31 protein-coding genes, 2 tRNA genes and 1 pseudogene are annotated in these 23,761 nt (G+C 38.2%); 23 read left to right on the top strand and 11 right to left on the bottom strand.

All coding sequences use genetic code 11. From position 1 onward, the window contains the following. Positions 1 to 51: 51 nt before the first annotated feature. Entirely contained in the window at positions 52 to 294 is a 243-nt protein-coding gene (locus CDG56_RS13990) for a hypothetical protein (protein WP_087548227.1), read from the top strand. A 39-nt stretch (positions 295 to 333) separates the two neighbouring features. Here the strand turns inward: CDG56_RS13990 and CDG56_RS13985 are convergent, their stop codons facing one another. Beyond that, positions 334 to 1,341, bottom strand: coding sequence for an AraC family transcriptional regulator (locus tag CDG56_RS13985; protein ID WP_087548226.1), 1,008 nt, complete (start codon positions 1,339 to 1,341; stop codon positions 334 to 336). A gap of 114 nt (positions 1,342 to 1,455) precedes the next feature. Here CDG56_RS13985 and CDG56_RS13980 point away from each other — a divergent pair, with 114 nt between their 5' ends. Next, positions 1,456 to 2,100, top strand: a complete 645-nt coding sequence (locus CDG56_RS13980; protein ID WP_004797727.1) for a sterol desaturase family protein — start codon at positions 1,456 to 1,458, stop codon at positions 2,098 to 2,100. A gap of 323 nt (positions 2,101 to 2,423) precedes the next feature. Here CDG56_RS13980 and hisF read toward each other — a convergent pair whose 3' ends face one another. Then, positions 2,424 to 3,182: an imidazole glycerol phosphate synthase subunit HisF gene (gene hisF, locus CDG56_RS13975; protein WP_004659983.1), complete on the bottom strand. Its 759-nt coding sequence runs from the start codon at positions 3,180 to 3,182 to the stop codon at positions 2,424 to 2,426. A gap of 101 nt (positions 3,183 to 3,283) precedes the next feature. On the opposite strand from hisF, the gene CDG56_RS13970 reads away from it, so the two are divergent. The 4 genes from CDG56_RS13970 to CDG56_RS13955 are packed head-to-tail and all read left to right on the top strand — an operon-like array spanning position 3,284 to position 5,610. Next, on the top strand, positions 3,284 to 4,240 hold the full coding sequence (locus CDG56_RS13970) for a homoserine kinase (protein ID WP_087548225.1): 957 nt from the start codon (positions 3,284 to 3,286) through the stop codon (positions 4,238 to 4,240). A 4-nt stretch (positions 4,241 to 4,244) separates the two neighbouring features. After that, positions 4,245 to 4,862: a DUF1294 domain-containing protein gene (locus CDG56_RS13965; protein ID WP_087548224.1), complete on the top strand. Its 618-nt coding sequence runs from the start codon at positions 4,245 to 4,247 to the stop codon at positions 4,860 to 4,862. Between the two features lie 31 nt (positions 4,863 to 4,893). Beyond that, positions 4,894 to 5,286, top strand: coding sequence for a DUF4870 family protein (locus CDG56_RS13960; RefSeq protein ID WP_087548223.1), 393 nt, complete (start codon positions 4,894 to 4,896; stop codon positions 5,284 to 5,286). A gap of 12 nt (positions 5,287 to 5,298) precedes the next feature. Then, complete coding sequence (locus CDG56_RS13955) at positions 5,299 to 5,610, top strand: antibiotic biosynthesis monooxygenase family protein (RefSeq protein ID WP_004659987.1); 312 nt, start codon at positions 5,299 to 5,301, stop codon at positions 5,608 to 5,610. Between the two features lie 22 nt (positions 5,611 to 5,632). Here CDG56_RS13955 and CDG56_RS13950 read toward each other — a convergent pair whose 3' ends face one another. Next, positions 5,633 to 6,562, bottom strand: coding sequence for a DMT family transporter (locus CDG56_RS13950; RefSeq protein WP_413772788.1), 930 nt, complete (start codon positions 6,560 to 6,562; stop codon positions 5,633 to 5,635). A 63-nt stretch (positions 6,563 to 6,625) separates the two neighbouring features. Between CDG56_RS13950 and CDG56_RS13945 the strand changes: the two genes are divergently transcribed. Beyond that, a complete protein-coding gene (locus tag CDG56_RS13945) occupies positions 6,626 to 7,177 on the top strand; it encodes a helix-turn-helix domain-containing protein (protein ID WP_087548221.1) in 552 nt (183 codons plus the stop codon). Between the two features lie 42 nt (positions 7,178 to 7,219). Here the strand turns inward: CDG56_RS13945 and hisA are convergent, their stop codons facing one another. The 4 genes and pseudogenes from hisA to hisB all read right to left on the bottom strand — a co-directional run bounded on the left by hisA (position 7,220) and on the right by hisB (position 9,614). Further along, positions 7,220 to 7,951 carry a 1-(5-phosphoribosyl)-5-[(5-phosphoribosylamino)methylideneamino]imidazole-4-carboxamide isomerase gene (hisA, locus tag CDG56_RS13940; protein WP_004659990.1) on the bottom strand — a complete coding sequence of 244 codons (732 nt, stop codon included), beginning with the start codon at positions 7,949 to 7,951 and terminating at the stop codon, positions 7,220 to 7,222. 66 nt (positions 7,952 to 8,017) lie between these two features. Further along, positions 8,018 to 8,247 (bottom strand): annotated as a pseudogene (locus CDG56_RS13935) (3'-5' exonuclease domain-containing protein 2); the annotation flags it as partial. A gap of 156 nt (positions 8,248 to 8,403) precedes the next feature. After that, entirely contained in the window at positions 8,404 to 9,021 is a 618-nt protein-coding gene (gene hisH / locus CDG56_RS13930) for an imidazole glycerol phosphate synthase subunit HisH (RefSeq protein WP_087548220.1), read from the bottom strand. Continuing rightward, positions 9,021 to 9,614, bottom strand: a complete 594-nt coding sequence (gene hisB / locus CDG56_RS13925) for an imidazoleglycerol-phosphate dehydratase HisB (RefSeq protein ID WP_000194096.1) — start codon at positions 9,612 to 9,614, stop codon at positions 9,021 to 9,023. The genes hisH and hisB overlap by 1 nt, the downstream gene beginning before the upstream one ends. A 104-nt stretch (positions 9,615 to 9,718) precedes the next feature. On the opposite strand from hisB, the gene CDG56_RS13920 reads away from it, so the two are divergent. The 13 genes from CDG56_RS13920 to CDG56_RS13860 all read left to right on the top strand — a co-directional run bounded on the left by CDG56_RS13920 (position 9,719) and on the right by CDG56_RS13860 (position 17,355). After that, positions 9,719 to 10,096, top strand: a complete 378-nt coding sequence (locus CDG56_RS13920) for a GNAT family N-acetyltransferase (RefSeq protein WP_087548219.1) — start codon at positions 9,719 to 9,721, stop codon at positions 10,094 to 10,096. Positions 10,097 to 10,205: 109 nt separating this feature from the next. Next, a tRNA-Phe gene (locus CDG56_RS13915) sits at positions 10,206 to 10,281 on the top strand. Positions 10,282 to 10,419: 138 nt separating this feature from the next. Beyond that, positions 10,420 to 10,495: transfer RNA gene (locus CDG56_RS13910), tRNA-Phe, on the top strand. Between the two features lie 233 nt (positions 10,496 to 10,728). Continuing rightward, entirely contained in the window at positions 10,729 to 11,937 is a 1,209-nt protein-coding gene (locus CDG56_RS13905; protein ID WP_087548218.1) for a tyrosine-type recombinase/integrase, read from the top strand. Between the two features lie 36 nt (positions 11,938 to 11,973). Further along, complete coding sequence (locus CDG56_RS13900; RefSeq protein ID WP_087548217.1) at positions 11,974 to 12,672, top strand: hypothetical protein; 699 nt, start codon at positions 11,974 to 11,976, stop codon at positions 12,670 to 12,672. A gap of 159 nt (positions 12,673 to 12,831) precedes the next feature. Then, entirely contained in the window at positions 12,832 to 13,038 is a 207-nt protein-coding gene (locus CDG56_RS13895) for a helix-turn-helix transcriptional regulator (RefSeq protein ID WP_087548216.1), read from the top strand. Between the two features lie 2 nt (positions 13,039 to 13,040). After that, positions 13,041 to 13,328: a hypothetical protein gene (locus tag CDG56_RS13890; protein WP_087548215.1), complete on the top strand. Its 288-nt coding sequence runs from the start codon at positions 13,041 to 13,043 to the stop codon at positions 13,326 to 13,328. Beyond that, the gene (locus CDG56_RS13885; protein ID WP_087548214.1) at positions 13,312 to 13,692 is read left to right on the top strand and encodes a hypothetical protein; all 381 of its coding nucleotides are present in this window, start codon (positions 13,312 to 13,314) and stop codon (positions 13,690 to 13,692) included. Before CDG56_RS13890 ends, CDG56_RS13885 begins: the two co-directional genes overlap by 17 nt. 8 nt (positions 13,693 to 13,700) lie before the next feature. Beyond that, the gene (locus CDG56_RS13880; protein WP_087548213.1) at positions 13,701 to 13,916 is read left to right on the top strand and encodes a helix-turn-helix domain-containing protein; all 216 of its coding nucleotides are present in this window, start codon (positions 13,701 to 13,703) and stop codon (positions 13,914 to 13,916) included. A 437-nt stretch (positions 13,917 to 14,353) separates the two neighbouring features. Further along, positions 14,354 to 14,635 (top strand): hypothetical protein, encoded by a 282-nt coding sequence (locus CDG56_RS13875; protein ID WP_034601010.1) that lies wholly within the window; start codon positions 14,354 to 14,356, stop codon positions 14,633 to 14,635. A gap of 2 nt (positions 14,636 to 14,637) precedes the next feature. Then, positions 14,638 to 14,934, top strand: a complete 297-nt coding sequence (locus CDG56_RS13870) for a hypothetical protein (RefSeq protein WP_004660013.1) — start codon at positions 14,638 to 14,640, stop codon at positions 14,932 to 14,934. A gap of 2 nt (positions 14,935 to 14,936) precedes the next feature. After that, a complete protein-coding gene (locus tag CDG56_RS13865; protein WP_087548212.1) occupies positions 14,937 to 15,233 on the top strand; it encodes a hypothetical protein in 297 nt (98 codons plus the stop codon). A gap of 58 nt (positions 15,234 to 15,291) precedes the next feature. Further along, positions 15,292 to 17,355 carry a DUF3987 domain-containing protein gene (locus CDG56_RS13860; RefSeq protein WP_413772789.1) on the top strand — a complete coding sequence of 688 codons (2,064 nt, stop codon included), beginning with the start codon at positions 15,292 to 15,294 and terminating at the stop codon, positions 17,353 to 17,355. Between the two features lie 479 nt (positions 17,356 to 17,834). Here the strand turns inward: CDG56_RS13860 and CDG56_RS13855 are convergent, their stop codons facing one another. Continuing rightward, on the bottom strand, positions 17,835 to 18,605 hold the full coding sequence (locus tag CDG56_RS13855; RefSeq protein ID WP_087548210.1) for a hypothetical protein: 771 nt from the start codon (positions 18,603 to 18,605) through the stop codon (positions 17,835 to 17,837). A gap of 212 nt (positions 18,606 to 18,817) precedes the next feature. Between CDG56_RS13855 and CDG56_RS13850 the strand changes: the two genes are divergently transcribed. Continuing rightward, on the top strand, positions 18,818 to 19,678 hold the full coding sequence (locus tag CDG56_RS13850; RefSeq protein ID WP_087548209.1) for a hypothetical protein: 861 nt from the start codon (positions 18,818 to 18,820) through the stop codon (positions 19,676 to 19,678). Positions 19,679 to 19,691: 13 nt separating this feature from the next. Here CDG56_RS13850 and CDG56_RS13845 read toward each other — a convergent pair whose 3' ends face one another. Genes CDG56_RS13845 through CDG56_RS17115 form a run of 3 tightly spaced genes read right to left on the bottom strand, consistent with a single transcriptional unit; the run spans position 19,692 to position 22,283 of the window. Then, entirely contained in the window at positions 19,692 to 20,096 is a 405-nt protein-coding gene (locus CDG56_RS13845) for a hypothetical protein (protein ID WP_087548208.1), read from the bottom strand. Beyond that, positions 20,089 to 22,152, bottom strand: coding sequence for a hypothetical protein (locus CDG56_RS17185; RefSeq protein ID WP_205666500.1), 2,064 nt, complete (start codon positions 22,150 to 22,152; stop codon positions 20,089 to 20,091). The genes CDG56_RS13845 and CDG56_RS17185 overlap by 8 nt, the downstream gene beginning before the upstream one ends. Then, positions 22,137 to 22,283 carry a hypothetical protein gene (locus CDG56_RS17115; RefSeq protein WP_171295167.1) on the bottom strand — a complete coding sequence of 49 codons (147 nt, stop codon included), beginning with the start codon at positions 22,281 to 22,283 and terminating at the stop codon, positions 22,137 to 22,139. Before CDG56_RS17115 ends, CDG56_RS17185 begins: the two co-directional genes overlap by 16 nt. A gap of 280 nt (positions 22,284 to 22,563) precedes the next feature. Here CDG56_RS17115 and CDG56_RS13835 point away from each other — a divergent pair, with 280 nt between their 5' ends. Both CDG56_RS13835 and CDG56_RS13830 read left to right on the top strand, forming a co-directional pair. Beyond that, complete coding sequence (locus CDG56_RS13835; RefSeq protein ID WP_004660034.1) at positions 22,564 to 22,887, top strand: hypothetical protein; 324 nt, start codon at positions 22,564 to 22,566, stop codon at positions 22,885 to 22,887. A 53-nt stretch (positions 22,888 to 22,940) separates the two neighbouring features. Beyond that, the gene (locus tag CDG56_RS13830; RefSeq protein ID WP_087548207.1) at positions 22,941 to 23,498 is read left to right on the top strand and encodes a hypothetical protein; all 558 of its coding nucleotides are present in this window, start codon (positions 22,941 to 22,943) and stop codon (positions 23,496 to 23,498) included. Positions 23,499 to 23,761 lie beyond the last annotated feature (263 nt).

The following is a 23,761-nucleotide window of genomic DNA, read 5'->3' as shown; positions in this document are numbered from 1 at the left end:
TTATGCTTAACTCAAGTAGCCTAAAACAGAAAAGAACAATGAGAGGAAAAGATGTTTAAACCTTTTGAACAAGGCGATCAGTCTTCGGCAATTTATGATCTGACTTTGGAAAATGAAGTGGACTGTGTAAGTCTATATGGCAATTTGCAAATCACAAAAGATCAAGCAGGTTTAAAGGCAGCGAAAGCTTTACAAAGTTTTATCAACGAAGTGGTCATGGTGTTAGAAGCACAGAGCTTGCCTGAACAGATTGAGCGTAAGCCTGAACAGGAAATCGAAAATCCATTTCTATAAAAAATGCTTTAAGAAACCATCGTTTCCTTATCAATTTGATTAAGAACTATAAATGGTATTGTTCTTTCGCCACTGTTGTGGAGTTAAACCAGTCCAAATTTTAAATGCACGTTGAAAAGCACTTTGTTCCGAATAGCAAAGTAGCAAGGCAATTTCTTGTAGGCTCAAATGCGGATCTTTTAAGTATTCTGTAGCCAACATAAAGCGGACTTGTTGGACACGCTCCTGAAAGGTTGTGTTTTGCTGTTGTAAATGACGCTGTAATTGTCGTACAGAAAGTCCCAATTTCTCAGCGATAAAATCAATCTGATATTGATTCTTCTGTAAGCCCGTTAAAATTGCATGTTGTAAACGCTGATCTAATTGTGTTGAATTCGGTAGTTTATCTAATAGTGCCTGAGCTTGTTGCAATAACAATTGTTGCAGAGTGTGATCACCTGTTTTTAGTGGTTTGAATGCTTCAGTAATCGGGAGTAAGAGCTGAGTTTTAGGCTGATCAAAACGGACTTTACAACGGAAATACTGCTCATAAACCATAATGTTTTTCGGTGCGGTATTCACAAAATGCACTTCGTGTAGATTGAGATCTTCACCTGACAGAAATAACTTATGGAATTGCACCATCAGCGCAATTGCAATTTCATCTGTTAATTGGGTTGGGTTGGGTTCTGGAGCTTCCCAGCGGATTGATGCGTAGGGTGGGTTAAATTCAACGACGAGAGGGCTACCATCATAAATTAAGCGATGAAAATCATGATAACGCGCCAATGCTTCGCCCAAGTTTTCACATGACAGTGCGAGATAAGCAATAATTCCTAAATGTTTAGGTTGTACGTGCTCTGCAATTTCTAAGCCTAAACCTGTCTTGGGATTTAAACGATTAAGATCTTCAAGTAAGTCACGCCAAATGACGTAATCAAAACGTTCAAGATTTTGGACTTGTTGTAATTGCTCAGGAATTTCAATATTTTTTGTTTCGCAATAAGCCTTTAATAAATGCCCTAATCCGCCATAAACAGAGCCTGTATAGTTCTTGAGTTGGGACATCCTGTCTACTCCTTATTCTGTCGTGTTTTGTCAATATAAATATATCGTATCGTCAATACTTCGCCTACAAAAATTTATATCTTTAAAAAAATAAGGAAACATTTGGAGAAAACCATGTTGAAGGGTTTTGTTGCAGGTTTGGCAGTTGTAAATGCATATGAATGGTTTGCTCATAAATATCTATTGCATGGGGTACACCGTAAAGGCAAGCCACGTTTCAGTCCAACGCCAAAACAGATGGAATCGCATTGGGCACATCATCGTGAAGTCCGTAAACAAGACTTTTCTGATGATTGTTATGTGGAAGGTCTAGACAGTTGGCGTACACGTAATGAAATTATGTCATTGGCTGTGGTTGCAACCGTGTTGAGTGCGGCAGCCTATCCATTCTCCAAAGGGATGGCGCTGTCATTCTGGTATTGTGCAGGTAATTATTATTATGTGCATCGCCGTTCTCATTTAGAGCCAGAATGGGCAAAAAAACGTATTCCCTGGCATTATGATCATCACATGAACTCAAATCAAGATGCGAATTGGTGTGTGACCCGTCCATGGTTTGATTATGTCATGGGCACACGCGTGGTTTCATCTGCTGATTTAAAAGAAGCCAATCCACTCGGTTTACCTCTACCTGCGCCACTTTCCAAAGCGCTGACTCAAGCGATTGAATCGGTTTTCCCTGCGAAGTGGGTTGAGCAAAAACCAAAGTTAGTGACACCACCTGTAGCCGATGCGGAGCAACAAGAATCAGTTGCTTAGTGAAAAATGCGAAGTGTGACAATAAAGCACCAAAATTTTGACGAATCACGACAATACTTCAGTCGTCCATGTCGTGAATTGTCAATAAAATCTGTTTTTAATGTCAATATTTTTGTTCATTTTATAGCTATTTTGATTCAAGCATTTGAAATGCACAGAATTTTCAAAATGACAAAATTCACGTTTACCCTCTAGCGTTGTATAAACGCAGTTTCCATACCTTGCTTAGGCAAGGTATTTTTTTGCCTGAGGAAATGTTGAGTGAATAAAAAACCTCTCAAACGATGATTTTGAGAGGTTGGTTTTTTGAGTAATACTCGCGTTTAAAGACGCATTTCAATCCCTTGCTCAGCCAAATATTGCTTAGCTTCTGGAATGGTGTGTTGACCAAAATGGAAAATTGAAGCAGCCAGTACCGCATCTGCACCGCCTTTCAAAATTCCGTCAGCCAAATGTTGTAAATTGCCTACGCCACCTGATGCGATGGTCGGAATATTGACACGATCATTGATCTGACGCATCAAGGCAATGTCATAACCCGCTTTGGTTCCATCGGCATCCATACTGGTAATCAGCAACTCACCTGCACCGAAGTCAGCCATTTTGACAGCCCATTCAATCGCATCAATTCCTGTTGGTTTACGACCACCGTGGGTAAAGATTTCCCACTTATTTTCGCCAGTTTTTTTCGCATCAATTGCGACCACAATACATTGTGCGCCAAAACGTTGAGAAGCTTCTTGAACAAACTCAGGGGTAAATACTGCTGCCGAGTTGATACTGACTTTATCAGCACCCGCATTTAGTAATAGGCGAATATCTTCAACTTTACGGACACCACCACCTACAGTTAAAGGTACAAACACGCTTTCCGCCATACGTTCTACCGTACGGTAAGTCGTATCGCGTCCATGATGGGTAGCAGTAATATCTAAAAAGGTAATTTCATCGGCGCCTTGTTCGTTATAACGACGTGCGACTTCAACAGGGTCACCTGCGTCACGAATATCAAGAAATTGAACGCCTTTGACGACTCGACCATTATCAACATCTAAGCAAGGGATAATACGTTTTGCGAGCATAAAATTTTCCAAAAAATCGCCAATAAAGAAAGGGGTGCTACACCTTCATGGAGGGAACAGGTATTCTATCAAACTTCACAGCTATTTTTTGCAGGTTTTCCATGTCGGTTTATACCCCGTTGAGTTTAGAAGAAGTTCAAGCATTCGCTGAGCCTTATGGTTTAGCGATCATTGACCTGATTCCAATCCAGGGCGGTATTCAAAACACCAATTATTTTTTGGTGGATCAATCAAAACAACACTATGTTTTAACGGTTTTTGAAGAATTAGATGCTGAGGGGGCAGGTGAACTGGTACCTGTACTGGATTGTTTGGGTAAGGCAGGCGTACCTGTGGCGGTGCCCTTAAAATACAATGGGCAGGCAATTCATAGCATTGCAGATAAACCTGCTCAGATTGCACCTCGTTTGATGGGTGAACATCCTGAACAAGCTAGTATTAAACAAGTACAGGCGATTGCTCAAGCGCAGGCAAAATTGCATTTGGCTTTGCAGGGCTTTCCTTTGGAACGTGATTTTAATCGCAATCATCAATACTGGTCTGAAGTAGCAAACCAATTACGTCCTCAATTGATTCAAGCAGATCAACAACTTTTAAATCAGGTCTTTCACTTATTTACAGTGATTACGCAAGCATATCCAAACAGACCAATAGGCTTTATTCATTCTGATTTATTTCGTGATAATACCTTGTTTCAGGGAGATCAATTACAAGGTATTCTTGATTTTTATGAACTCAATCAAGATGAATGGCTATTTGATATTGCGATTAGTATCAATGACTTCTGTACAGCTTATCCCCAAGCCCATTTGGATATAGAAAAAGCTGAGGCATTCTTAGGTGCTTATCAAAGCATTCGTCCACTGACACAAGATGAATTGGCTTGTTTGGATATTTTCCTAGCAATGGCTGCTTGTCGTTTTTGGTGTATGCGTTTACAGGTCGCACAGAAAAATGCAGCAGAAGGGCGGACAGGTGAAGATATTTCACAAAAAGACCCTATGGAAATGCGCATGATGTTACAAAACCGTTTACAACAAGTTTTAGGTTTAGGGTAGGAATATGCGAGATCAAGGGCGTTTAGTTGAATGGTTCGATGATAAAGGCTATGGCTTTATTCAACCGAATGATGCACATAAAGATCGTGTTTTTATCCATATCAAAGACTTTGCTCGCACAGGGCCGCGTCCAATTGTGGGGTGTGCCTTGGAATATGTGGTCATTTTGGATGAGCGCGGTCGTTATCGCGCTCAGCAAGCAACTTATTTAAAAGCATCACAAGTAATTGAACATCGCAGCAAACCTGCTCAGCCGACATCTGCCAAGCGTTGGTCAGCGATGCAGATTGGTATTGTGATTTATATTGTATTTATGCTGATTGCAAGCTTTAGTAAATTGCTGCCGCCGTATACTTTGCTGTTTGTTAGCTTGATGAATGTCGTTAGTTATTGGTTGTATGCGCAAGACAAAGAAGCAGCACAATTGGGAAATCGCCGTGTTCCAGAGCAGACTTTGCATATCGTGGACTCTTTGGGTGGTTGGTGTGGAGGGTGGCTTGCTCAGCAAAAACTGAGACATAAAACACAAAAACAACCGTTTCGTAAGATTTATTTCTGTACCATAATCTTTCATATATTGTTGATATGTTGGTTAATTTCTCCACTCAATGTGTTTTATTGATTGGGAGGGGAGTTTTTGGAGATAAATAAAAATGAATTATTCCGTTGATCAAGATCCAAACCGCACCTTAACCTTGGTTCTGTATGTACTTTATATCATTGCAATTTTTAGTGGTGGTTTGTTGGCGATTATTGCGTTAATTATTAATTATGTAAAACGTACTGATGTACAAGGTTCAATTTTTGAGAGCCATTTTACTTGGCAAATTCGTACCTTTTGGTGGTATTTGGCTTGGACACTTTTTGCATTTTCTCCTTTTCTGTTATTAATTTTTACTGGAAGTAATCTAGATTCATCTACGATGGTTGTGATATTTGGGTGGATATTCTGTTTTATTACTATTGTTGTTACTTTTATTTGGGGGTTATATAGAGCAATTCGTGGTTTAATCGCACTCAATGATAATCAACCCATGTACCAATAAATTGGATCAACTATGATTATTGAACATGTACATTTAAATATTAAGCCCGATCAAAGCGAGGCTTTTGAATCCGCATTTCAAACCGCGAAAGAGATGATTTATCCAATGGAAGGTTTGAATGCTGTACAGCTCATTAAACATGTCGAAGACCATCATCGCTATATTTTGATGGTCTTTTGGGATCGTATCGAAAATCATACTGAAGGTTTTAGGAAATCGCCTGAATATCAGCAGTGGAAAGTATTATTGCATCCATTCTATGAACAGATACCAACGGTTGAATATTATCAGCCACAGATGTTGTTAAAAAAGAAAACACCATAGATTATAGAAAAGGGAGCACTATTTAGCTCTCTTTTTGTTTTTCTAATAACTTAAATTTCAACTCACTGACTAAAACACCAAGCACCACTAAACACCCACCGAATAACGCCAATAATGGTAATCGCTCGCCTGCAATCCGCCCAAATACACCTGCCCAAACAGGTTCACCTGCATAAATAATTGCAGCACGGGTTGGGTCGACCATTCGTTGCGCCCAGTTCATTACAAATTGAATCAGCGCACTGGCTAAACCAAGACTAAATACTAGAATGCTTAATTGCCATGAAAAATCAGGAATACTGTGTTCACCAATAATGGGCATACTGACAAAAGATAAGCACGAAGCAACCGCAAGCTGAATGACAGTGACTCGTCTTAAATTGACTTTCCCTGCAAAATAACCAATCAAAATAATTTCTAGCGCAATCACAAAGGCACAAATTAAGGTCAGTGTTTGTCCATAGCTTAAACTGATATTGGAAATTCCATTTCCAGTTAAAAGCACTAATCCAATAAAAGCGAGAGCTGTCCCCAACCATGTCATGAGTGAAGGTCTTTTTTGGAAAATAACCCACATTAGAATAGGGACGAGAGGGACGTAAAGAGCGGTTAAAAAGGCAGATTCACTACTTAGAATCGTTTGTAGCGCAATGGTTTGTGTACCATAACCAATCGCAATCACGATACCAATCGCCGTTCCTGCAAGTATTTCTTTTAAAGTTAATCCACGCATTGATTTGATTGAAATGAGCAAGATGGTTAAAGCTGCAACAGCAAAACGACAGCCTACAAAAAACATGGGACTACTAAAATTCAGGGCGTATTGCACCGCTAAAAAAGTTCCACCCCAAATCATGGTAATGAAAATGAGTGCAAATTGAGCTGCTTTGGGGGAGTGATATAAAGTCGACACAACAATAAGCCTAATGAATAAGTGCAATATACTGCACATATTGTATTATTTGAGAGTTTTGTGCAATATATTGCACGGATATTAATTTGATTACTGATGTAAATGAGCCAAGTTGACACTGTTCTACAATATGTAGGAAAAAATATTCGTTTTTTCCGCGATCAATCACAACTCAGCCAACAAGAATTAGCAGATCGTGCTGGTGTGAGTCGGCGTACGATTGCTGCCTTGGAAACAGGACAAGTGAATATTAGTTTAGCCAAGTTAGATGCGATTGCTGCTGTTTTGGCTGTCGATTTTAAACGTATTGTGAGCGCCCCTGAGCTGAGTGAATCAGCTATTGTGGATACGCTTGCTTGGCAAGGAAAAGACCAAGATAGTCATGCTACGCTTTTGGCTGCTGTACCAACACATACCCAAACCGAGTTATGGAAGTGGTCACTTGCGGTGGGAGAGGTGTATTGTGCGGAAGCGGATTTAAAGGGTTGGCAAGAACTTATTTATGTTTTAGAGGGCGAATTAAGCCTTGAATTTGAAAATGAAACTCGTGTGATTTGTGCAGGTCAGTCGATTCTTTTTAAAAGTGATGTGCTTTATCGTTATGTTAATCGTGGCACATGCGTATTAAAATTTATTCGTAATGTTCTGTATTAAATCAAAAGAAGCCACCCAAAAGATAGCTTCTTTTGGATTGGATTACAGGCGATTGTCATCCAACAAGAGCTGTGCTTCACGAAGATTTAATGTACCTTCATAAATTGCACGACCTGTAATAGCACCTAAAATACCTTGCTGACCTTTTAAGTTGCGAACATCATCAAGATTGGTCACACCACCTGAAGCGATCACAGGTAAGCCAGAGTATTGTGCTAAATGAACAGTTTGCTCAACGTTAACGCCTTGCATCATGCCATCACGTGCAATATCGGTATAGACAATGCTTGAAACACCAGCATCAGCAAAACGTTTTGCCAAATCAGTTGCCTTCACGTCAGTTACATTTGCCCAGCCATCTGTCGCAACCATACCATTAATTGCATCAATACCGACAATGATATGACCTGCAAAGCGTTTGCACGCCTCTTCAACAAACTCAGGCTCTTTTACTGCCTTTGTGCCAATGATGACGAAAGATACGCCTGCTTCCAAATAGTGCTCAATGGTTTCAAGTGAGCGAATACCACCACCAATTTGAATTGGAAGTTCTGGTTGTGCACGTGCAATCGCTTCCACCACAGGTTTATGAATTGGTGTACCTGCGAAAGCACCATTTAAATCAACTAAATGTAAACGACGTGCGCCTTCATCAACCCAATGTTGTGCAGTTGCGACAGGATCATCAGAGAAAACGGTATCGTCTTCCATACGTCCTTGTTTTAAACGAACACATTTACCATCTTTCAGGTCAATTGCAGGGATGATTAGCATGCTTTCGCTCCTAGCGTCATCATAAAGTTTAAATTGGCTACATATTAACAAAGTATTGATCAATCGCTAAGCCTTGTCTGCTGAACCTTGAAGTATTCTTACTATTTGTTGTTGAATTTGAGGAGGTAGTAACTGCTGATGATATAGGTATTGGTATATCAACAATGCGGCATAAACATCAGCGGCAGCATAATTGATTTGTTGAGGACTTAGCTGTTTGCCAGACCAGTTTGAAGTGCTGATTTTTTGCTTTTGACAAAATAATGTTGGAAAAGTAGAGCAATCGCAATTTTTAAAAGAGTTGTTTGTTGCTGCATTTCCATTTTATGAAACTCAAAACTTTTGGTTGAGCTTAAACAGTTTTATGGAAATGAAAAAGCCAAGTGAGAAAACTTGGCTTTTTCATTATGGAAAATCGTTATTCAGCGTATTGCTGCTGTTTGATTGGTATATTAAATCTTCCATTCCACAAAGTTTTTTAACAACTGCAAACCAGCAGTATGACTTTTCTCTGGATGGAACTGGGTTGCGAACAGGTTGTCTTTATGAACGGCGGTGCAGAAATTCACGCCATAATCACAAGTTGCTGCCATGATCGCTGGATCTTTTGGTTCTACATAGTAACTATGCACAAAGTAGAAACGTGCATCTTGTTCAATGTTGTTCCACATCGGATGACTTGGATCAAGTTGATGCACTTGATTCCACCCCATGTGAGGTACTTTCAAGTTTGGAATTTCTGGAAAGTGTTTAACAACACCGTCAAAAATACCTAAAGCATCGACACCGCCATTTTCTTCTGAACTTTGTAGTAGTGCTTGCATGCCGACACAGATGGCTAATACAGGTTTGTTAAACGCAGCTTGACGTACCACCTCATCGATTCCTGCTTCATGCATGCCTTGCATACAATCACGCATGGCACCTACACCAGGAAATACAATCTTATCTGCTTTAGCAATCAGTTTTGGATCATTGGTCACATCGACAGTTGCACCAACATGTTCTAAAGCTTTTGCTGCAGAGTGTAAATTACCCATACCATAATCAAGTAAAGCAATACGTGTCATTACAAGCTACCTTTGGTCGAAGCAATGGTATTTTCTGCACGTGGATCAATTTCACATGCCATACGCAATGCGCGAGCCAGTGCCTTAAACACACTTTCGATCTGGTGATGGCTATTCTTACCCTTTAGATTGTCAATATGCAGGGTCATTAACGCATGGTTGACAAAACCTTGGAAAAACTCAGAGAACAAATCGACATCAAACGTTCCGATACGAGCGCGAGTGAATGGAATATCCATAAATAAACCCGGACGACCAGATAGATCAACAACAACACGAGAAAGTGCTTCATCAAGTGGTGCATAAAAATGCCCATAACGACGTAAGCCTTTTTTATCACCTAAAGCTTGTGCAAATGCTTGCCCCAAGGTGATTCCACAATCTTCAACAGTATGGTGATCATCAATTTCTAAGTCACCATCGCAATGAATATCGATATCAAATAAACCATGACGCTTGATTTGATCAATCATATGGTCTAAAAATGGAACTCCAGTGTTGAGTGTGCCTTGACCCGTACCATCGAGATTGAGACGAACTCGAATTTTGGTTTCGTTGGTGTTTCTTACCACTTCACTGATACGTTGCGTCATGGACACGTTCCTCAAAAAACGTTAAAAATGATAGAATTAAAAACCGATAGTTTCGCTGTGACGAAAAAGTGACAGCATCATAGTTTGCTCAGGAGGGTTTATCAATGCCTATTACCGTACATGCTTACAGTACACTAGATAATCTAGGAATTCGTACTCAGCTCGAGCGACTCTACGATACCAGCCCAGAGTTTGGTGATGGGCAAGATGCAATGGAGCAACTTGCGCAAAATCTACAGCAATATACCACAATTTATACCGCTGAATTTAACACCAAAATTATAGGTGCAATTTGGGCAACAGGACAAGGTGAAAGCCGTGTTTTAGAATATATTGTCGTACATCCATCCAATCGTGGACGTGGGGTTGCAGAGCGTTTGGTTGAAGAAGTGTGCCGTATCGAAGAGGAACAAGGTGTAAAGCATTTTGAACCAGGTTGTGGAGCAATTCATCGTTGTTTATCGCATTTGGGCAAAATCTAGAATTCAAGTCTAATTGGTTTGCGATTTGCAGTAAAATTAGACGTTTGATAGGAAAATCCACAAATTTGCTTGACGCACGTGTGTAAACATTGTTTAATACGCCCACTTTGGCGCGATAGCTCAGTCGGTAGAGCAACGGATTGAAAATCCGTGTGTCCCCAGTTCGATCCTGGGTCCCGCCACCATGATTTGTATTTTCAATCCCCGATCCCATCGGGGATTTTTTTTACCCAAAATTGATTGCGTGAAAAATGGGCAATCAAATCAAAAGCTCATGATAATTATTGACTATTGAGCTGAGATACGGCTTAATACACCCCATTGGCGCGATAGCTCAGTCGGTAGAGCAACGGATTGAAAATCCGTGTGTCCCCAGTTCGATCCTGGGTCCCGCCACCAAACACATAAAACCATATGCATTAATATAGTGATATATGGTTTATAAAACCCTGAATTATAACGATTCAGGGTTTTTTTATGGATGTATATAGCTAAATATAATTACATATAGTAGCCGTGACGGTGTATCATCTATTGTATCGTGACTAAAAAATTGAATTCATGATACAAATAATAGAGGTATTTCTTTATGTATCGTGAAAATAAAAATGAACTGATGATACAAGGCTACTATGAAACGTACAGCCATAAAGAAACGTCCGCTTTCAGATACAACGCTTGCAGGGCTTGAGCCTGAAGAAAAAGACTATCGAGAATTAGATGGTAGTGGCTTATATTTTCTCGTAACAAAGAATGGTACCAAGTCTTGGCAATTAAGATATAAAAATTCTAAGGGGACATGGACGTGGAAAGGATTGGGCCCGTATCCGCAAGTAAGTGGCTCATTGGCGCGAAAAAAAGCAAGTGACTTTTTGGAAGTACTGGCCAACGGCGGTGAAATAAAATCACAAGCTGAAATAAAGAAGGCTCAAATAGAACAACAAAATAAATTGTTCAAAATTTTAATGGGCGAATGGTTGGATATAAAAAAACAATTGTGGGGCGAAAGTACCTATGAGCGTGCTGTTAAGTCTATAAATAAGCATCTCATTGGTAATTTTGGAGAAAGGGACTATACAACAATCACGCCTCACGAATGGTTAGCATTTTTTGAGGACCTACAAGATACAGGTATCTATAACCAGGTTGATAAATTAATTGGCTGGTGCAGAAGTGCATACGATAGAGCAAAATTTCAGAAGAAAATTATGTTTAATCCTCTAGAGGGGATCAATAAACAGCTTAACTCCAGTGATGGTAGCAATATGAAATATGTTGAAGTACATGAGCTACCACAATTGATTCACACAATCAGACAATATCCTATTCGTAGTACAGCAATTGGTTTGGAGTTATTTATTTTATTATTTCCCAGACCTGTAGAGCTGCGTTATGCAAAATGGGAGCATTTCGATTTTGATAATGCTGTATGGATCAAACCAGCCCAAATAATGAAGAAAGGGATTGCTCACGCCGTCCCATTGTCAAGACAGGTCATTATTTTATTAAGAGAGTTAGAGCAACTCCGAACAGAATCAGATTTTCTATTTCCTAGCCGTGAAAGCCTTAATGAACCTGTATCCGATAATACTTTTAACCAAGCCTTAAATCGTATGGGGTATAGAGGACGCCAGAATCCTCATGGTTTTAGACATATAGCTAGTACGGCGTTGAATAATAAATTTAGTGATAGAGAACAGGTCGTTGAATCTACTCTTGCTCATTTAAAAAAGGGAGTTAAGGGAGTATACGATAAAGGCACACATTTTGAAGAACGTATAGACCTAATGCAATGGTGGGCTGATTATGTGGATCAATTGATGGGTGACTGGGATAAGTAATTCACTAAAGTCTGACGTGAAAAAATAAGGTGCACTATGTTTTTTTTTAACAATCCAGCGAATAACAGACCTAATCCGAAAAGTGAAATATTAAATCATGTTAAAACTGTGGCAAGTGTCTTTGAGAGAAATGCAGAGGAAAATGGTAGTACGGATGCTTATTCTTTATTGATGTTTATGGTTATTGGTTTTTCTGAAAACGATAAGGATTTTAGTATATTATGTAAGGATATGAATGAAGTATATTTGGCGATTAAACACGATATTTTAAAGAAAAAACTTATAACTACTAATCGGTTTTCAAATGAAGAGCAAAATGACATAGATTATCAAGAAAAATTAAATGGAGTTGTTAGATTTATTCGGGAATTTAAGGATAATGAAATAGGCTTTATCCAACAATTTCGCGTATTGGAGCATATTAATATCTCCACGGTGCATGCTTATCAATATTTAAATTCTCTGAACTTAATAAAAAGTATTACTAATGATTTTTATAAATTAAACAAAGCTCAACAAACAGAAAAGCAAAGGAAAATTATTAAATCTGTTATTGAGTCCATATCACCAGATAAGATGCCTACCCAAAGAAAAACGGGGCAATCGGGTTTAAAAAAGATAGTTTGGGATAAAATTTGTCTTAATAGGGATTTATCTACATGTTTTCCTAACAAAGATACTTTTAATAATCGTTGGCGCGAGATTCAAACCAATGTAAAAAGTAATGTAAAATAAATAAAAGCAATGTAAATTAAAAAATAAAATATAAGTTACTGTTTTATATTTAAAAAAACAATGTAAATTTCCACATTGCTTTGCTATGGTTTTTACTTTTATGAATTATAGACAATAGATTCCATAAACATACATATCTAAGTTTATGGAGCTAAGTAAATGCAACCAATTCGAATTACCTACAACCAAGCCTGTGAACTTCTCAGTATCAAACGTGCTGGCTTAAGATTACTGATTCGGCAGGATTCATCATTTCCAAGACCGATTAAATACGGTACATCAAAACAAGCACCAGTCTATTTCGATTATGCCGATCTTATGACGTGGCATAACGCGCAGAAATCCAATGCTGTGATAGAGGCTTGATCATGAAATACATTACTAAAGCAATCAGCCAATTATCAAAAGTCTCTCGTGGTCTAGATCGTTCACATCCTGAATATGAGCCAAAAGACCAGGATAAATTAGCCAATTACTTACGCCGTGCGATTAAAACAGTTCATAAGTTAGAGCGTAATCATGATGACTTACAAACAGATGTTTGCACCATCCATAGCATGCTTACCTGTCTTTTGTCTGATGTTAAAGATAAGCACATCCCACATGAAGAAATTGTTAATCGATTATTAGAGATTCTTAATGATGGTGATAGATAAGGCTGATTTGCCTGTAGGCATGAGTGTTGAAGACTACAAGCATCTATCAAGTGATTGTCTACATAAGCTTAGAACACAAGGTATTTACAGTAAAGAAGTTCAACAGTCTTTAAAACTGGTCCTAACACATGCTTCTGACTCTGGCCTCGAAAGCTTTTACCAGTGGGCAAGAGATTTAGGTTTTATTCCTCCAGTGTACGGTTACTTGGATGACGGTACACCAGTTTTTAATGCAAAAGTTACTGCCGATCATACAGGCTTATCCATAGAAGCTGTGAATCAGCTTATCGAGATTTTAGCAATTAGACGAGAGCTACAAGGATTAGATGCGATTACGCCTGATCAAATAAATAGAGCTCAGTGAGAAAAGAAATGCGTACCAGTCAAATTGAACAAGTTCTTGCTCATTTAAAGCAAGGCAATACGATTAGCCAAGCTGAGGCCATTAATAATTTTAATTGTTATCGGCTTAGTGCTGTGATTAAGCAGCTGCGTAATCAAGGTTATGAAATCATGACCCGATTAGAACCTAATTTAAAAAGTAAAGGTAACCACGCACGTTATGAATTAAAAGAGGTGGCAGCATGAATGCAGTAACCTACTTTGATTTTAGATTCAATGCCGTTCGAGTTGTCTCAGATGAAAAGGGCGTGTCCAGTTTTGGGCCTACCCCTACCAATGGTAGTAAGCATGAGAAACATTTTAATGTTAAACGTGATTGCGAAGTCATGTTTACTGAGCTGGAATTTGATATGAGCAAATTTGCTCACATCTATTTAGATAGTATGAATCGTCAACAAACTGTGTATTTATTGCCTCCTATACAGATATCTATAAAACCTTGTGATTTAGAGTTGACCGTCCAAATGGAGGAGCAACCTAAAGCAAAACGTAATTTTGCGCTTTGCTTTAAAAACAATTGTTTATTTACGAATGGGTATCCGAAATTTTTCACATACTCTCTTAAGGTTTCCCTCAATTTTGAGGGTATCTATTTAGTAAGCTTATCAAATATTTCTAGCTTAATACTTGCACTACGAAAAGTTCGTAGTTATAGTTACTTCGCTTTGAGCAAAATCTCAAGGTTAGTCTTGGCAGACTATACCAATAAAGGCGTACATAGTCCGCATCGGGCTTTTTTTGTGCGTAATATCTCTATGCATTCGCATGTTATGGCGAGGCTGGAGAGGGACATATTTATATGTGCAGGTTTCCTTTATTGCCTGTCTGCCAACCCTTTTCAGCTTTGCCACCTAAATTACTTGGCAGTAACTGGCAAAGCTCCATTAAATAAAGGAGCGCATTAATCATGCCTAAAACAAATAATTTAGTTTCCGCATCTTCTACGACATTCCGTAGTAATTCACCAGCTACATTTTTTGATAAACCTAAAGATGCCACTCCACAAGATTGCAAAGAAGTCGCTCAGACGTTGGTTGATCAAGCGCGTTCAGTATTAGCAGTAATTAATAAACAAGATCCTGATACAGATTGGTTGTTCATCCAAATTGGTTTAATTCAGAATCTTTTATCTCAAGCAAGTGCAGCTATGTACATGCTCGATTTAGATCAAGTTGTCCTTATGACTCAGCGTGAGGAGGCTTAATTATGTCAAATAAAAAATCGATAAATACATATGATGCAGGTGACATGGCCGATGCTTATGCAAATGGGCAAGAGTCATTGCAATGGCTTTCTACACTAATCGCTCAAATTAGAAGTGAATTTGGGACTTTACAGCCTGTGTGTAGCGCACACGGCGTACATGAAGCTCATTTCGATAAATTAAATAGTTTACTTAGTTTAACTGATTTCTTGGCGTTAGATCGAATGGATAGCTTTACTCGATTGCAAGAGATGTATGGCGAAGAATATGAGGAGGCAAAGCGTGAACGCGAAAAATAAAGCCCCATTATTAATCACTGAAGATAATCAGATTTCCCAAAAACAACAAAGCCCACTTATGGGAGTGGGCGAAGTTGCAAGCGATTCAATTATTGAAGCACTTGAAGATCAAACTAGAATTTTATTAAACGGCAATCCGTTAAAAAAAGCAATGGTTTTAACACATGGTGGTTGTCCACCTGAAATACGCCGTTCATCCATTGAGGATGCATCTCTATATGGTGAGTCAAGTCCTGATGCCCTCTATGGTTTAGCCGTATTTGATCTATACAATGAGCATTTACAACCAACAGGCGCAGTATTCACCGACCCTACTACCGATGGGTTTAAGGATATTGTATTTGGTCACGGTGGTATGTACTTCAATCGAGATAAGATCAATCAATTACCCTTGGTTGTGACGGATGACCCGATACTTGCTTTTAAAACGGCATATCCAGTTTATGCACCATATCAATCAGACAAGATCAATTCATATCAGCTTAGTACATTGATAAAAGCCCATCCTAATCTATGTGTAATTGCCCCTGTACATCAACAGAATGACCTTAAACGCCGTTACACTGACCTTAACGTCAAAATGGTGTTTATTCCTGAGCCTCCATTAATCGAATTGGCTCAGGATGAGCTGGATGAAATGATTAAACTGGCTATTGAACAGGAAAAAGGCATCATCTGGGATGAAATTATCCCCTTGGATAATTCAGGAACCAGTAAAGCTCAACCCTATCCATTGCACGCTTTACCACCTTTGTTACAAGGAGCTGCTAAGGCAATTGCAGAGTATGTACAGGCACCAATTGCAATGACAGCTCAATGTGTCATAGGCGCAATTTCTCATATAGCTCAAGGTCATGTGAATGCACCACATCAATTTAATACCCACGGCGAACCATGTAGTTTATTTTTACTGACTGAAGGGCAGAGTGGTAGCCGTAAAAGCACCAGTAAAGGATTAGCTGACAAGGCTATTATGGAATTTGAACGTGAAGCATATGACGAATACAAAGATGCTTATCAAGAGTGGAAAACAATACAGGCAGGGCTCCCTAAAGTAGATCGAGAAGCATTCCTAGCTGAAAATCCACCACCGCATGACCCCAGCACATTATTTAGTGATGGCACGCTTGAAGCTGTTGCAGGTTTATTTATTGATGGTGCACTAAGAAATGCTTCTATTTCAAGTGATGAAGCTGGTCAATTCTTTGGTGGCCACACAATGAAAGGAGATACCAGGACTCAAGCATTGGGAAGCTACACTAAATTATTCGATGATGGCTCTATTCAGCGGACTAGATCAAAGTCAAATTTAAACGGTAGTGGTAGGGCCTATGAAGTACGTTTGACATTTAATCTACAAGGGCAGCATGAGGTCTTATCGGATGCACTTAAAGATGATGTATTGAGAGAACAAGGCTTTTTGCCTAGATTCATTCTTTCAGTTCCTGAAAATTTGGCAGGTACACGACTACAAGATAGTGATTTTGCAGATAAGTCGGCGAATCTGGACCATCGGTTAATTGCTTATTGGGAACGCTGTAAAACACTGTTAGACCCATGCCCGATGCCTTTTAATACCAATGCACAGGCATTGCAAGAGCGCCGTGTTATACAGCTAAGTAGTGAGGCAAAACAGATTGATTTAGCCTTTTACAATGAGTGTGAGCAACAACAAGGCAAAGGTTGTAAGTATGAGCATATCCAGCCATTTGCTAGTCGTGCAAGCCAATTGGCACGGCGATTAGCTACAGTATTTGCTTTCTTTCAAAATGAGACAGCGATTACAGAGCAAACCATGCAGGGTGCTTGTGACATTATCAAACACTCATTAAGTGAGTGGTTACGCTACGCCGAGATTGAGAGTAAAAAGGAGAGTGATGCACAGCATTTATTGAATTGGCTTATTAAAAAATGTGAGATGGACAATCAAACACAAATGCTTTATCAATTGGTTCAAAGTCGCTGTATACCTAAATATCTTAGAAAAAAAGAAGTATTCGAAATGACAACTAATGAATTGATTGTTACAAACCATATCGTAGTGTCTAAGGATGTTAAGCGACTTATATTAATCAACCCTATCTTATTAAAAATAAATAAGAAGGGGAAAGTGGGAAAGTAGGAAAGTGATTTATTAAGTTTATGATATAAAACACCTTTTAAGATTCCCAGCAATTTATAAAAAGGGAAAGTGGGAAAGTTATAACAGACAGACTTTCCCACTTTCCCTTTAGTAGATTTATAGGGGAAAGATTTAATTTTATAAATATCAATAGTATACAGGTGTATTTTCCCACTTTCCCGACTTTCCCATAATTTAGATAAAAATATCAAATCCTTGAAATTTAGGAGTTGCTGCCATAGACCGATGCACAGAAAATACAGAATGAATAAAAATATCGCCATTACGAGGATATTTCTTACATCAATACTTTTTACACCCAGTCTATTAAGGCGCATTTCTGTATATCAATATGCTTTTGGATATCTGCTCAATCCAATTTTGGATTTACCGTTGAAATCAATAACAAAGACCGCCTAGGCAGTCTTAAGGGTTAGATTTTAAATCCAGCCCTTTTTGATTGAATCATAACAAGCTTATTATGAATATAGATCCATCTTACGACCTTTGCCGATGGACTTCATTCTTTTACGAGAAGCATTTACGGAATGGGCTTTCAATTGAGCCTTTTTAGTCGCAGCGCGTTGTTCGGCTGATTGGCGTATTTTTTGATTACCTAAGCGCTTATTCACTAAGATTTTAGCGCCGTTGCGAATAGCGAAATGTGCTTTGTAGTGAATTTCACGACCAGCAATATTTTTTTTCGTTGGTGTGCCATTGGATAGTTCTTTACCAGTTGCAGCATCAAAACCTTTCTCTTCATCTGCTTCAGATGGAGTACCATAAATAAATTCACGTTCAAACGTTTCCAACGGCTCGCCGTCATTAGGCATGTTTGCAATAATAGTAGCTGTTGCTGCTTCAATCGCATCGTCAGCAGCTTCAATATCGATATCGAAAATAGTATGAATAGTGTCTTCGCTTACACCAAATGAGAGAAATGCATCTATAACACAATTAGTTAATAGTTGATGGTAAATATTTTCATCATCACCAACACCACCCAGAGCTTCAATAATCAAAGCATCAAGGCAATCAGTTGGTAACTCATCGTCAGCGAGGCTATCAGTGCTAATTGTCTCTACTAGGGCATAAATGATATTTAAAGCCTGTTGGCGAACCTCTTCAATGAAAGCGTCTATTTCGCGCTTAAGGAGTACATGAGATTGATTCTTTTGAGCTGAGGAATCAAAATCGCGCATAAGGTTTTGTCGTGGTTTCTGGTTAAAAGGGTTATCTGAACCAAACATTTTTTCACACCTATTATTAATCAAGACATCATGCCTATCAAAAAATATTAAGTGAAAATTAACCTGGTATTTATTCTAAGTTCCAGCCTTGGGTACGGCGCATTATTTATGCACTTCAGTTAAGTGGAACAGAAGCTAAATATGTAAGCAATTTTGATTAAGCTTAGATTCATCGTAAGGCTTGATTAGTTATATGGCTTGGAATATTAGAGATGTTTTTCATTAACACAAATATAAGCCTCAATCTAAAGAGTAGGGGTTTTAAGAAAAATGAATTAAATTTGACGCTCCTAAAAATTTGGGAACGTCAAATTATCAATGTCCACACGCCGTATAAATCTAATAGAAAAGGCTCTAAAGTATCATCTGGAAATAATCGAGTTAGGGCAAAAAATACTCCTACGCAAATCAGAACTAAGAAAAATGACAGGAAATATTTTAGAGATTTGAACTATAAAGAAAGTCTCTTATTTACGATGACACGTAAGTTAAAAGAAGCTCAAAATATAGTGAATGAAGTGAACCAATACGGCAGTAATGGCTTTACTTACAATTTTGATGATGGTTTATCAGTAGATCCGTTAATTTTTAAACGTTTGCCTGAACCATTGAAGACCAGAGTGTTAAACGAGATTAAAAGCATAAATAGATTATTCCAGATTACATATGAACTAGAACTACAAACACGCCTTTATAACGCTTATTTTTACTTGATGGAAATGAAATGGCAAAAATACAAAATATTGAACATACCTTTAACTGAAGCACGTATCACGGCGCAAGAATGGCGTGAATATGCTCTAAATGAAATTATTTGCTGTCAAGGTGCCATCATTAAGATTGAAAATAGCCTAATTACTCGAGGGCAGTTCATTTATTACTACCATAATGATACTCAGTACATTATGAGTGATGTAGAAAAGAAAGGGGAGGGGCTTTACTTGAAAGATGATTATAAGATTAGCTTCAGTGAATGGCTTAAAACAGATCGTTCGATTTCATTAGAAATGAGTGACCTAAATTTAACTTTTCCGTTTAATGGTTTGATATGTAAAAAACAAGCCCAGTATTAGGGCTTATTTGAATCTAGTTTCTCTTTATACAAATATCTGTAGTCTTATCTTTTGTTATGTAACATGATAAGGAGTCCGAGTTAATAAGCTTAATATCATCAATTTTATTATAGAAAAGATTGCGGTGATAATATGTCGCATCTTTTCCGTTTAAGCTAATTCCACATTCAATATTATTGTCGCTCTTTTTATCGTAACAAATCTGGGTTTCAGCTTCATAAGATTTCTTACCAATCTGCATTGATTCATAAGTGCCACCAGCACCATATCCAGTGGATAAGATACATGGTGAATGGTTTATTATCTTATCTCCTTTAAATATATAACAAACAGCAACTTTTTCACCTGTTGGGGCAGCATGGGCAATATGATGAAATGATACTATTGCAAGCATATAAACAATATTTCTTTTAAACATTCCATTTCTCCCCCATCCCAAGTCCTCCAGTAATCGCATGAGCTAACAATCTGTTGCTCACATTTTGATTGATAGTACCACTATTTTGATTCTTAACAACAACTTCCTGTGGTGCTGGTGAAGTTAAAAACTCTTTTGCAGGCAACACATTTGATTCTACTTTTGGGGGCATATAATTCGCTGCAAGATTATTTGAACGTGCTGCTACAGGTGTAATAGTTGACTGGGTATTGAGCATTGAGGTTTGAGACTTGGCTTTCTGTAGTATTGTCTCAGCTTGATTTTTGATAGCATTATTTGCAATGGGTAAAGGTGACTTTTGATTATTTAAAATTTTCTGGCCTACATGACGCATCACATCAACACCACCACCATGCGCTTTATTTAATCCATCACCATCATAATTACCAACCCCATTAGAATTTTTCATCCCTGCAAATTGCTGTGCGGTTTTATTGGCTAAAGCTGTTGAATTCCCTGTTTTAATCCATTGATCGAGTTTCTTCTTACCTCCAAGATAATGAATTGCAAGTTTATCCTGATTCTCAGGGGTCATCTTATCACTATCTTTCAATCCTGCTTCTCTAGCCATTTGGGAAAAGGCGTATTCACCTGTTTTTCTATTTTTTGTTCCACGTATAAATTGATACCGACCACCAGCCGTAGACTCTGAACCTGCTTTTACAAGTCGATTTTGATACTCCTTAAATTCCCCTATAGTCATTTCTGAAATCGGTATAGGAGGTCGCACCGTTGCGCCACTATATATTGCATCATAGCCCGATGTACCAAAAGCCCCTTTTTTAGATTCTACTCTCGCAATTTCATCTAATAATGGCGCATATTCACTTGTTGAAAATGATTGTTGGGCAACTGCTCCAAACTTAACTGGCTCCCCACCATTTTCACCTTTACCACCATACTGGCTTCTTAACAGGTAACTTGGATTAGGTTGTCCATTAAATTTTTCATTCCATTTTTCTTTGCCCCAGTCATACAGGGACTTAGCCATTCCAGCAGGTGTAAGTTTCAAAGCAGCACTGACAAGCTTTGAAATCATTGACGGTATATCAGCCTCAATTAAAGAATCCGTCCATTCTTTTACATACGGCGCTACGATACCACCTAGCTTCTCACCTACCCATGAACCTATTGCAGCCCCTGCAATTGTTCCAACGGGACCAAAGATACTTCCTACTGCACCACCAGCAACTCCACCAACAGCCGAACCTACAGTACCGCCTTTTTCTTTAGTTGATTTAGTACCCCAATCGCTAAATGACATAGCAGTGAGTAATGCACCAATTACAGGTAAACCTTTACCAAATTTGAGGATTTTAGCTAGACCTTTGCCTAAGCCTTTACCTTTGCCAAGTAGACCAGCCAAAAGGCCACCTAGTAGACCACCACCAGCACCAAGTAGCTTTCCTAATCCACCGAGCAAACCGCCCCTAGATTGCAAATTATCAGCAATTCGCTGAAGTAACTTTACTTGTTTTCGATTATGGTCACTTTGTTCTTTAGGCAATGGCTCATTACGTTTGCGTGACTTCATCCAACCTGTAAGCGGACGTAGCATAAATCCAGCTGCTCGCTTAACTGGTGTCAATGCTGTGACAACTTCATTCATTGCATCTACTGTAGGGTCGGTGCCATGTGCATTAACCGCCGTGTTTCTTATTGTATTAACAAGCGTTTCAGCAATTTTGCGGAAAGGTTGCTTTGTTTGACCAGTAGATAAGGAATGTTGAGAAGTATCTTCGGTTTTCTTGCTTCCAAACTCACGTATAACATCTTCAGTGCTGTTAATTTCAATCGCACGGCGTTTAGGCTGCGTTATGGATTGTGACTTGATTTCGGCTGTTTTATTGGACTCAGCTATTAAATCTTCAATTGATTTAGCAGCTCGATTGAGCGCCGTTGTAGATTTTTTACTTGAATGAATGAAGTCATCTAGATCAATAGCTGGTTTGTTAGCATCAAGGATAGCTTGTTCAAATGCACTGAGTTTAGGCTGTGAATTACGGTGTTTAATCTCGTCTAAGCAAGACTCCAATATCTTTTGACGGAGTCCATTTCATTCACTAAAGGATTGAGTGCTTGTTTTTGATAAGAAATAAAACCTAGAGCATCATACTGGAGTATGGTTTTTTCCTTTTCATCATCATTATTGTTACGGCTGCTCATAGTGAAATCTGCATTAAAAGTCTTATTTAAATCTTAGCTTGGCCATGTCTTATCATTTTTTATAGTTCCACTTATAAGAGGGGAGAAAAAAGCGAGTAAATCGGATTCTTTTGACTAGTTTTTTGACCAGTTCAAGTGATGAATTATTTATTTTTATTCATAGTGTTATGGAAGAATGGAACTAGTCAAAAAAAATATTAGGATTGAAGATATTCTTTAGTTTGTTTGGCATTTGAAATGACGGGCTTTTTACATCACAGAATTAACTAAGGAGTATCTCATGGGCGGAAAATCAGCAAAATATGCCGAGTCATGGACACCAGAACGGAAAAGAAAACAACGGGATTGGATGTTAGAGAATAAACCGTGGCTAAAATCAACAGGTCCAATTACAGAAGAAGGGAAAAAGAAATCAAGCCAAAATGCGACAAATCATTTTGTGAAGACTTCTTTAAAAACTTTAGATAAAATTATGAAAAGACAAGAAAAGGTACTTCAGTTACTAAGAAGTGATGTGGCTATGGAAGAACATATGAAAGAAATAGAAGATGAAATTACAGGCATAAAACGAATAATACGAGGCTCTGGAACTGAACAAAAGTAAAGAATACGAACTATTAAATAATAAGAACTCAAATTTAGTTCAGAGTTTTTTTAATGACTTATTTAGTAGACGATAAAATTAATGCTTTGGCTCTTAGTCAGAACCTACTTACTAGACAGATTCAATTAGCTGGTATTGGTGTGTTTAATGACACGGCGAGGGAATTGCTAAGCATTGCTCGTGATCGTGGAATCAGCATAGGTGATGCTTATCTTGAAATGATGGATAACCTTACCCAATCAGAAAAAAAGCATTCACAGGCTCAGCAGGCAGCATTAAATGCATATGATAGACATATTGCTGAACATAAGGATGAAATTGATCATTTAAATAAACAAATCAAGCAATCTGAACATAAGGTTGTACAGTTAGAACAAGATATTATTCTGAATAAAAATCTGTTGGTTGACCAGAAGAGTGAACTGAAGAAAAAGAATTTCTCTGATGAGCAAATTGAAAAAGTCTTGAGTATGAATAAACCTTTTGATGAACACATAGTTAAAACTGAAATCCAAGAGCTAGTTTCAGAAGTTAACAGAGCTAAACAGCGTGTTAGTCAAATTTATGCAACGGCTAAAGAAGTTCAATTAGAAATTTATTACAACCAGTAACGGAACCACCTAAATTTTGTTATTAAGCAAAAGTAGATAATTAAAACCTACCAAACATTATGTAGTTTGCATTTGCCACATGAGAACTTTCACCTTCTCATGTGGTTTTTTTTCCATTGAGATATTTAGTACCTGATACCACCAAGACTTTTTGATTCGTCATTTTTGGCGAAACAAATAAATTCATCTCTGTACACGACAAAAAAAGATAACTCATTGAAATAATGGCATAATACTTGTTTTCTGACGACGAATATGATGAC

This window comes from Acinetobacter sp. WCHA39, from assembly GCF_002165385.1.
In the GTDB taxonomy this organism is placed as follows: Bacteria; Pseudomonadota; Gammaproteobacteria; order Pseudomonadales; family Moraxellaceae; genus Acinetobacter.
The sequence above is the reverse complement of the archived record's forward strand: the minus strand, read 5'-3'. Positions and strand labels throughout refer to the sequence as shown.

Coding starts and splice junctions, on each gene's coding strand:
- CDG56_RS13990 (WP_087548227.1), top strand. CDS start 52: ATGTTTAAACCTTTTGAACAAGGCGATCAGTCTTCGGCAATTTATGAT.
- CDG56_RS13985 (WP_087548226.1), bottom strand. CDS start 1,341: ATGTCCCAACTCAAGAACTATACAGGCTCTGTTTATGGCGGATTAGGG.
- CDG56_RS13980 (WP_004797727.1), top strand. CDS start 1,456: ATGTTGAAGGGTTTTGTTGCAGGTTTGGCAGTTGTAAATGCATATGAA.
- hisF (WP_004659983.1), bottom strand. CDS start 3,182: ATGCTCGCAAAACGTATTATCCCTTGCTTAGATGTTGATAATGGTCGA.
- CDG56_RS13970 (WP_087548225.1), top strand. CDS start 3,284: ATGTCGGTTTATACCCCGTTGAGTTTAGAAGAAGTTCAAGCATTCGCT.
- CDG56_RS13965 (WP_087548224.1), top strand. CDS start 4,245: ATGCGAGATCAAGGGCGTTTAGTTGAATGGTTCGATGATAAAGGCTAT.
- CDG56_RS13960 (WP_087548223.1), top strand. CDS start 4,894: ATGAATTATTCCGTTGATCAAGATCCAAACCGCACCTTAACCTTGGTT.
- CDG56_RS13955 (WP_004659987.1), top strand. CDS start 5,299: ATGATTATTGAACATGTACATTTAAATATTAAGCCCGATCAAAGCGAG.
- CDG56_RS13950 (WP_413772788.1), bottom strand. CDS start 6,562: ATGTGCAGTATATTGCACTTATTCATTAGGCTTATTGTTGTGTCGACT.
- CDG56_RS13945 (WP_087548221.1), top strand. CDS start 6,626: ATGAGCCAAGTTGACACTGTTCTACAATATGTAGGAAAAAATATTCGT.
- hisA (WP_004659990.1), bottom strand. CDS start 7,951: ATGCTAATCATCCCTGCAATTGACCTGAAAGATGGTAAATGTGTTCGT.
- hisH (WP_087548220.1), bottom strand. CDS start 9,021: ATGACACGTATTGCTTTACTTGATTATGGTATGGGTAATTTACACTCT.
- hisB (WP_000194096.1), bottom strand. CDS start 9,614: ATGACGCAACGTATCAGTGAAGTGGTAAGAAACACCAACGAAACCAAA.
- CDG56_RS13920 (WP_087548219.1), top strand. CDS start 9,719: ATGCCTATTACCGTACATGCTTACAGTACACTAGATAATCTAGGAATT.
- CDG56_RS13905 (WP_087548218.1), top strand. CDS start 10,729: ATGAAACGTACAGCCATAAAGAAACGTCCGCTTTCAGATACAACGCTT.
- CDG56_RS13900 (WP_087548217.1), top strand. CDS start 11,974: ATGTTTTTTTTTAACAATCCAGCGAATAACAGACCTAATCCGAAAAGT.
- CDG56_RS13895 (WP_087548216.1), top strand. CDS start 12,832: ATGCAACCAATTCGAATTACCTACAACCAAGCCTGTGAACTTCTCAGT.
- CDG56_RS13890 (WP_087548215.1), top strand. CDS start 13,041: ATGAAATACATTACTAAAGCAATCAGCCAATTATCAAAAGTCTCTCGT.
- CDG56_RS13885 (WP_087548214.1), top strand. CDS start 13,312: ATGATGGTGATAGATAAGGCTGATTTGCCTGTAGGCATGAGTGTTGAA.
- CDG56_RS13880 (WP_087548213.1), top strand. CDS start 13,701: ATGCGTACCAGTCAAATTGAACAAGTTCTTGCTCATTTAAAGCAAGGC.
- CDG56_RS13870 (WP_004660013.1), top strand. CDS start 14,638: ATGCCTAAAACAAATAATTTAGTTTCCGCATCTTCTACGACATTCCGT.
- CDG56_RS13865 (WP_087548212.1), top strand. CDS start 14,937: ATGTCAAATAAAAAATCGATAAATACATATGATGCAGGTGACATGGCC.
- CDG56_RS13860 (WP_413772789.1), top strand. CDS start 15,292: ATGGGAGTGGGCGAAGTTGCAAGCGATTCAATTATTGAAGCACTTGAA.
- CDG56_RS13855 (WP_087548210.1), bottom strand. CDS start 18,605: ATGTTTGGTTCAGATAACCCTTTTAACCAGAAACCACGACAAAACCTT.
- CDG56_RS13850 (WP_087548209.1), top strand. CDS start 18,818: ATGTTTTTCATTAACACAAATATAAGCCTCAATCTAAAGAGTAGGGGT.
- CDG56_RS13845 (WP_087548208.1), bottom strand. CDS start 20,096: ATGTTTAAAAGAAATATTGTTTATATGCTTGCAATAGTATCATTTCAT.
- CDG56_RS17115 (WP_171295167.1), bottom strand. CDS start 22,283: ATGAGCAGCCGTAACAATAATGATGATGAAAAGGAAAAAACCATACTC.
- CDG56_RS13835 (WP_004660034.1), top strand. CDS start 22,564: ATGGGCGGAAAATCAGCAAAATATGCCGAGTCATGGACACCAGAACGG.
- CDG56_RS13830 (WP_087548207.1), top strand. CDS start 22,941: ATGACTTATTTAGTAGACGATAAAATTAATGCTTTGGCTCTTAGTCAG.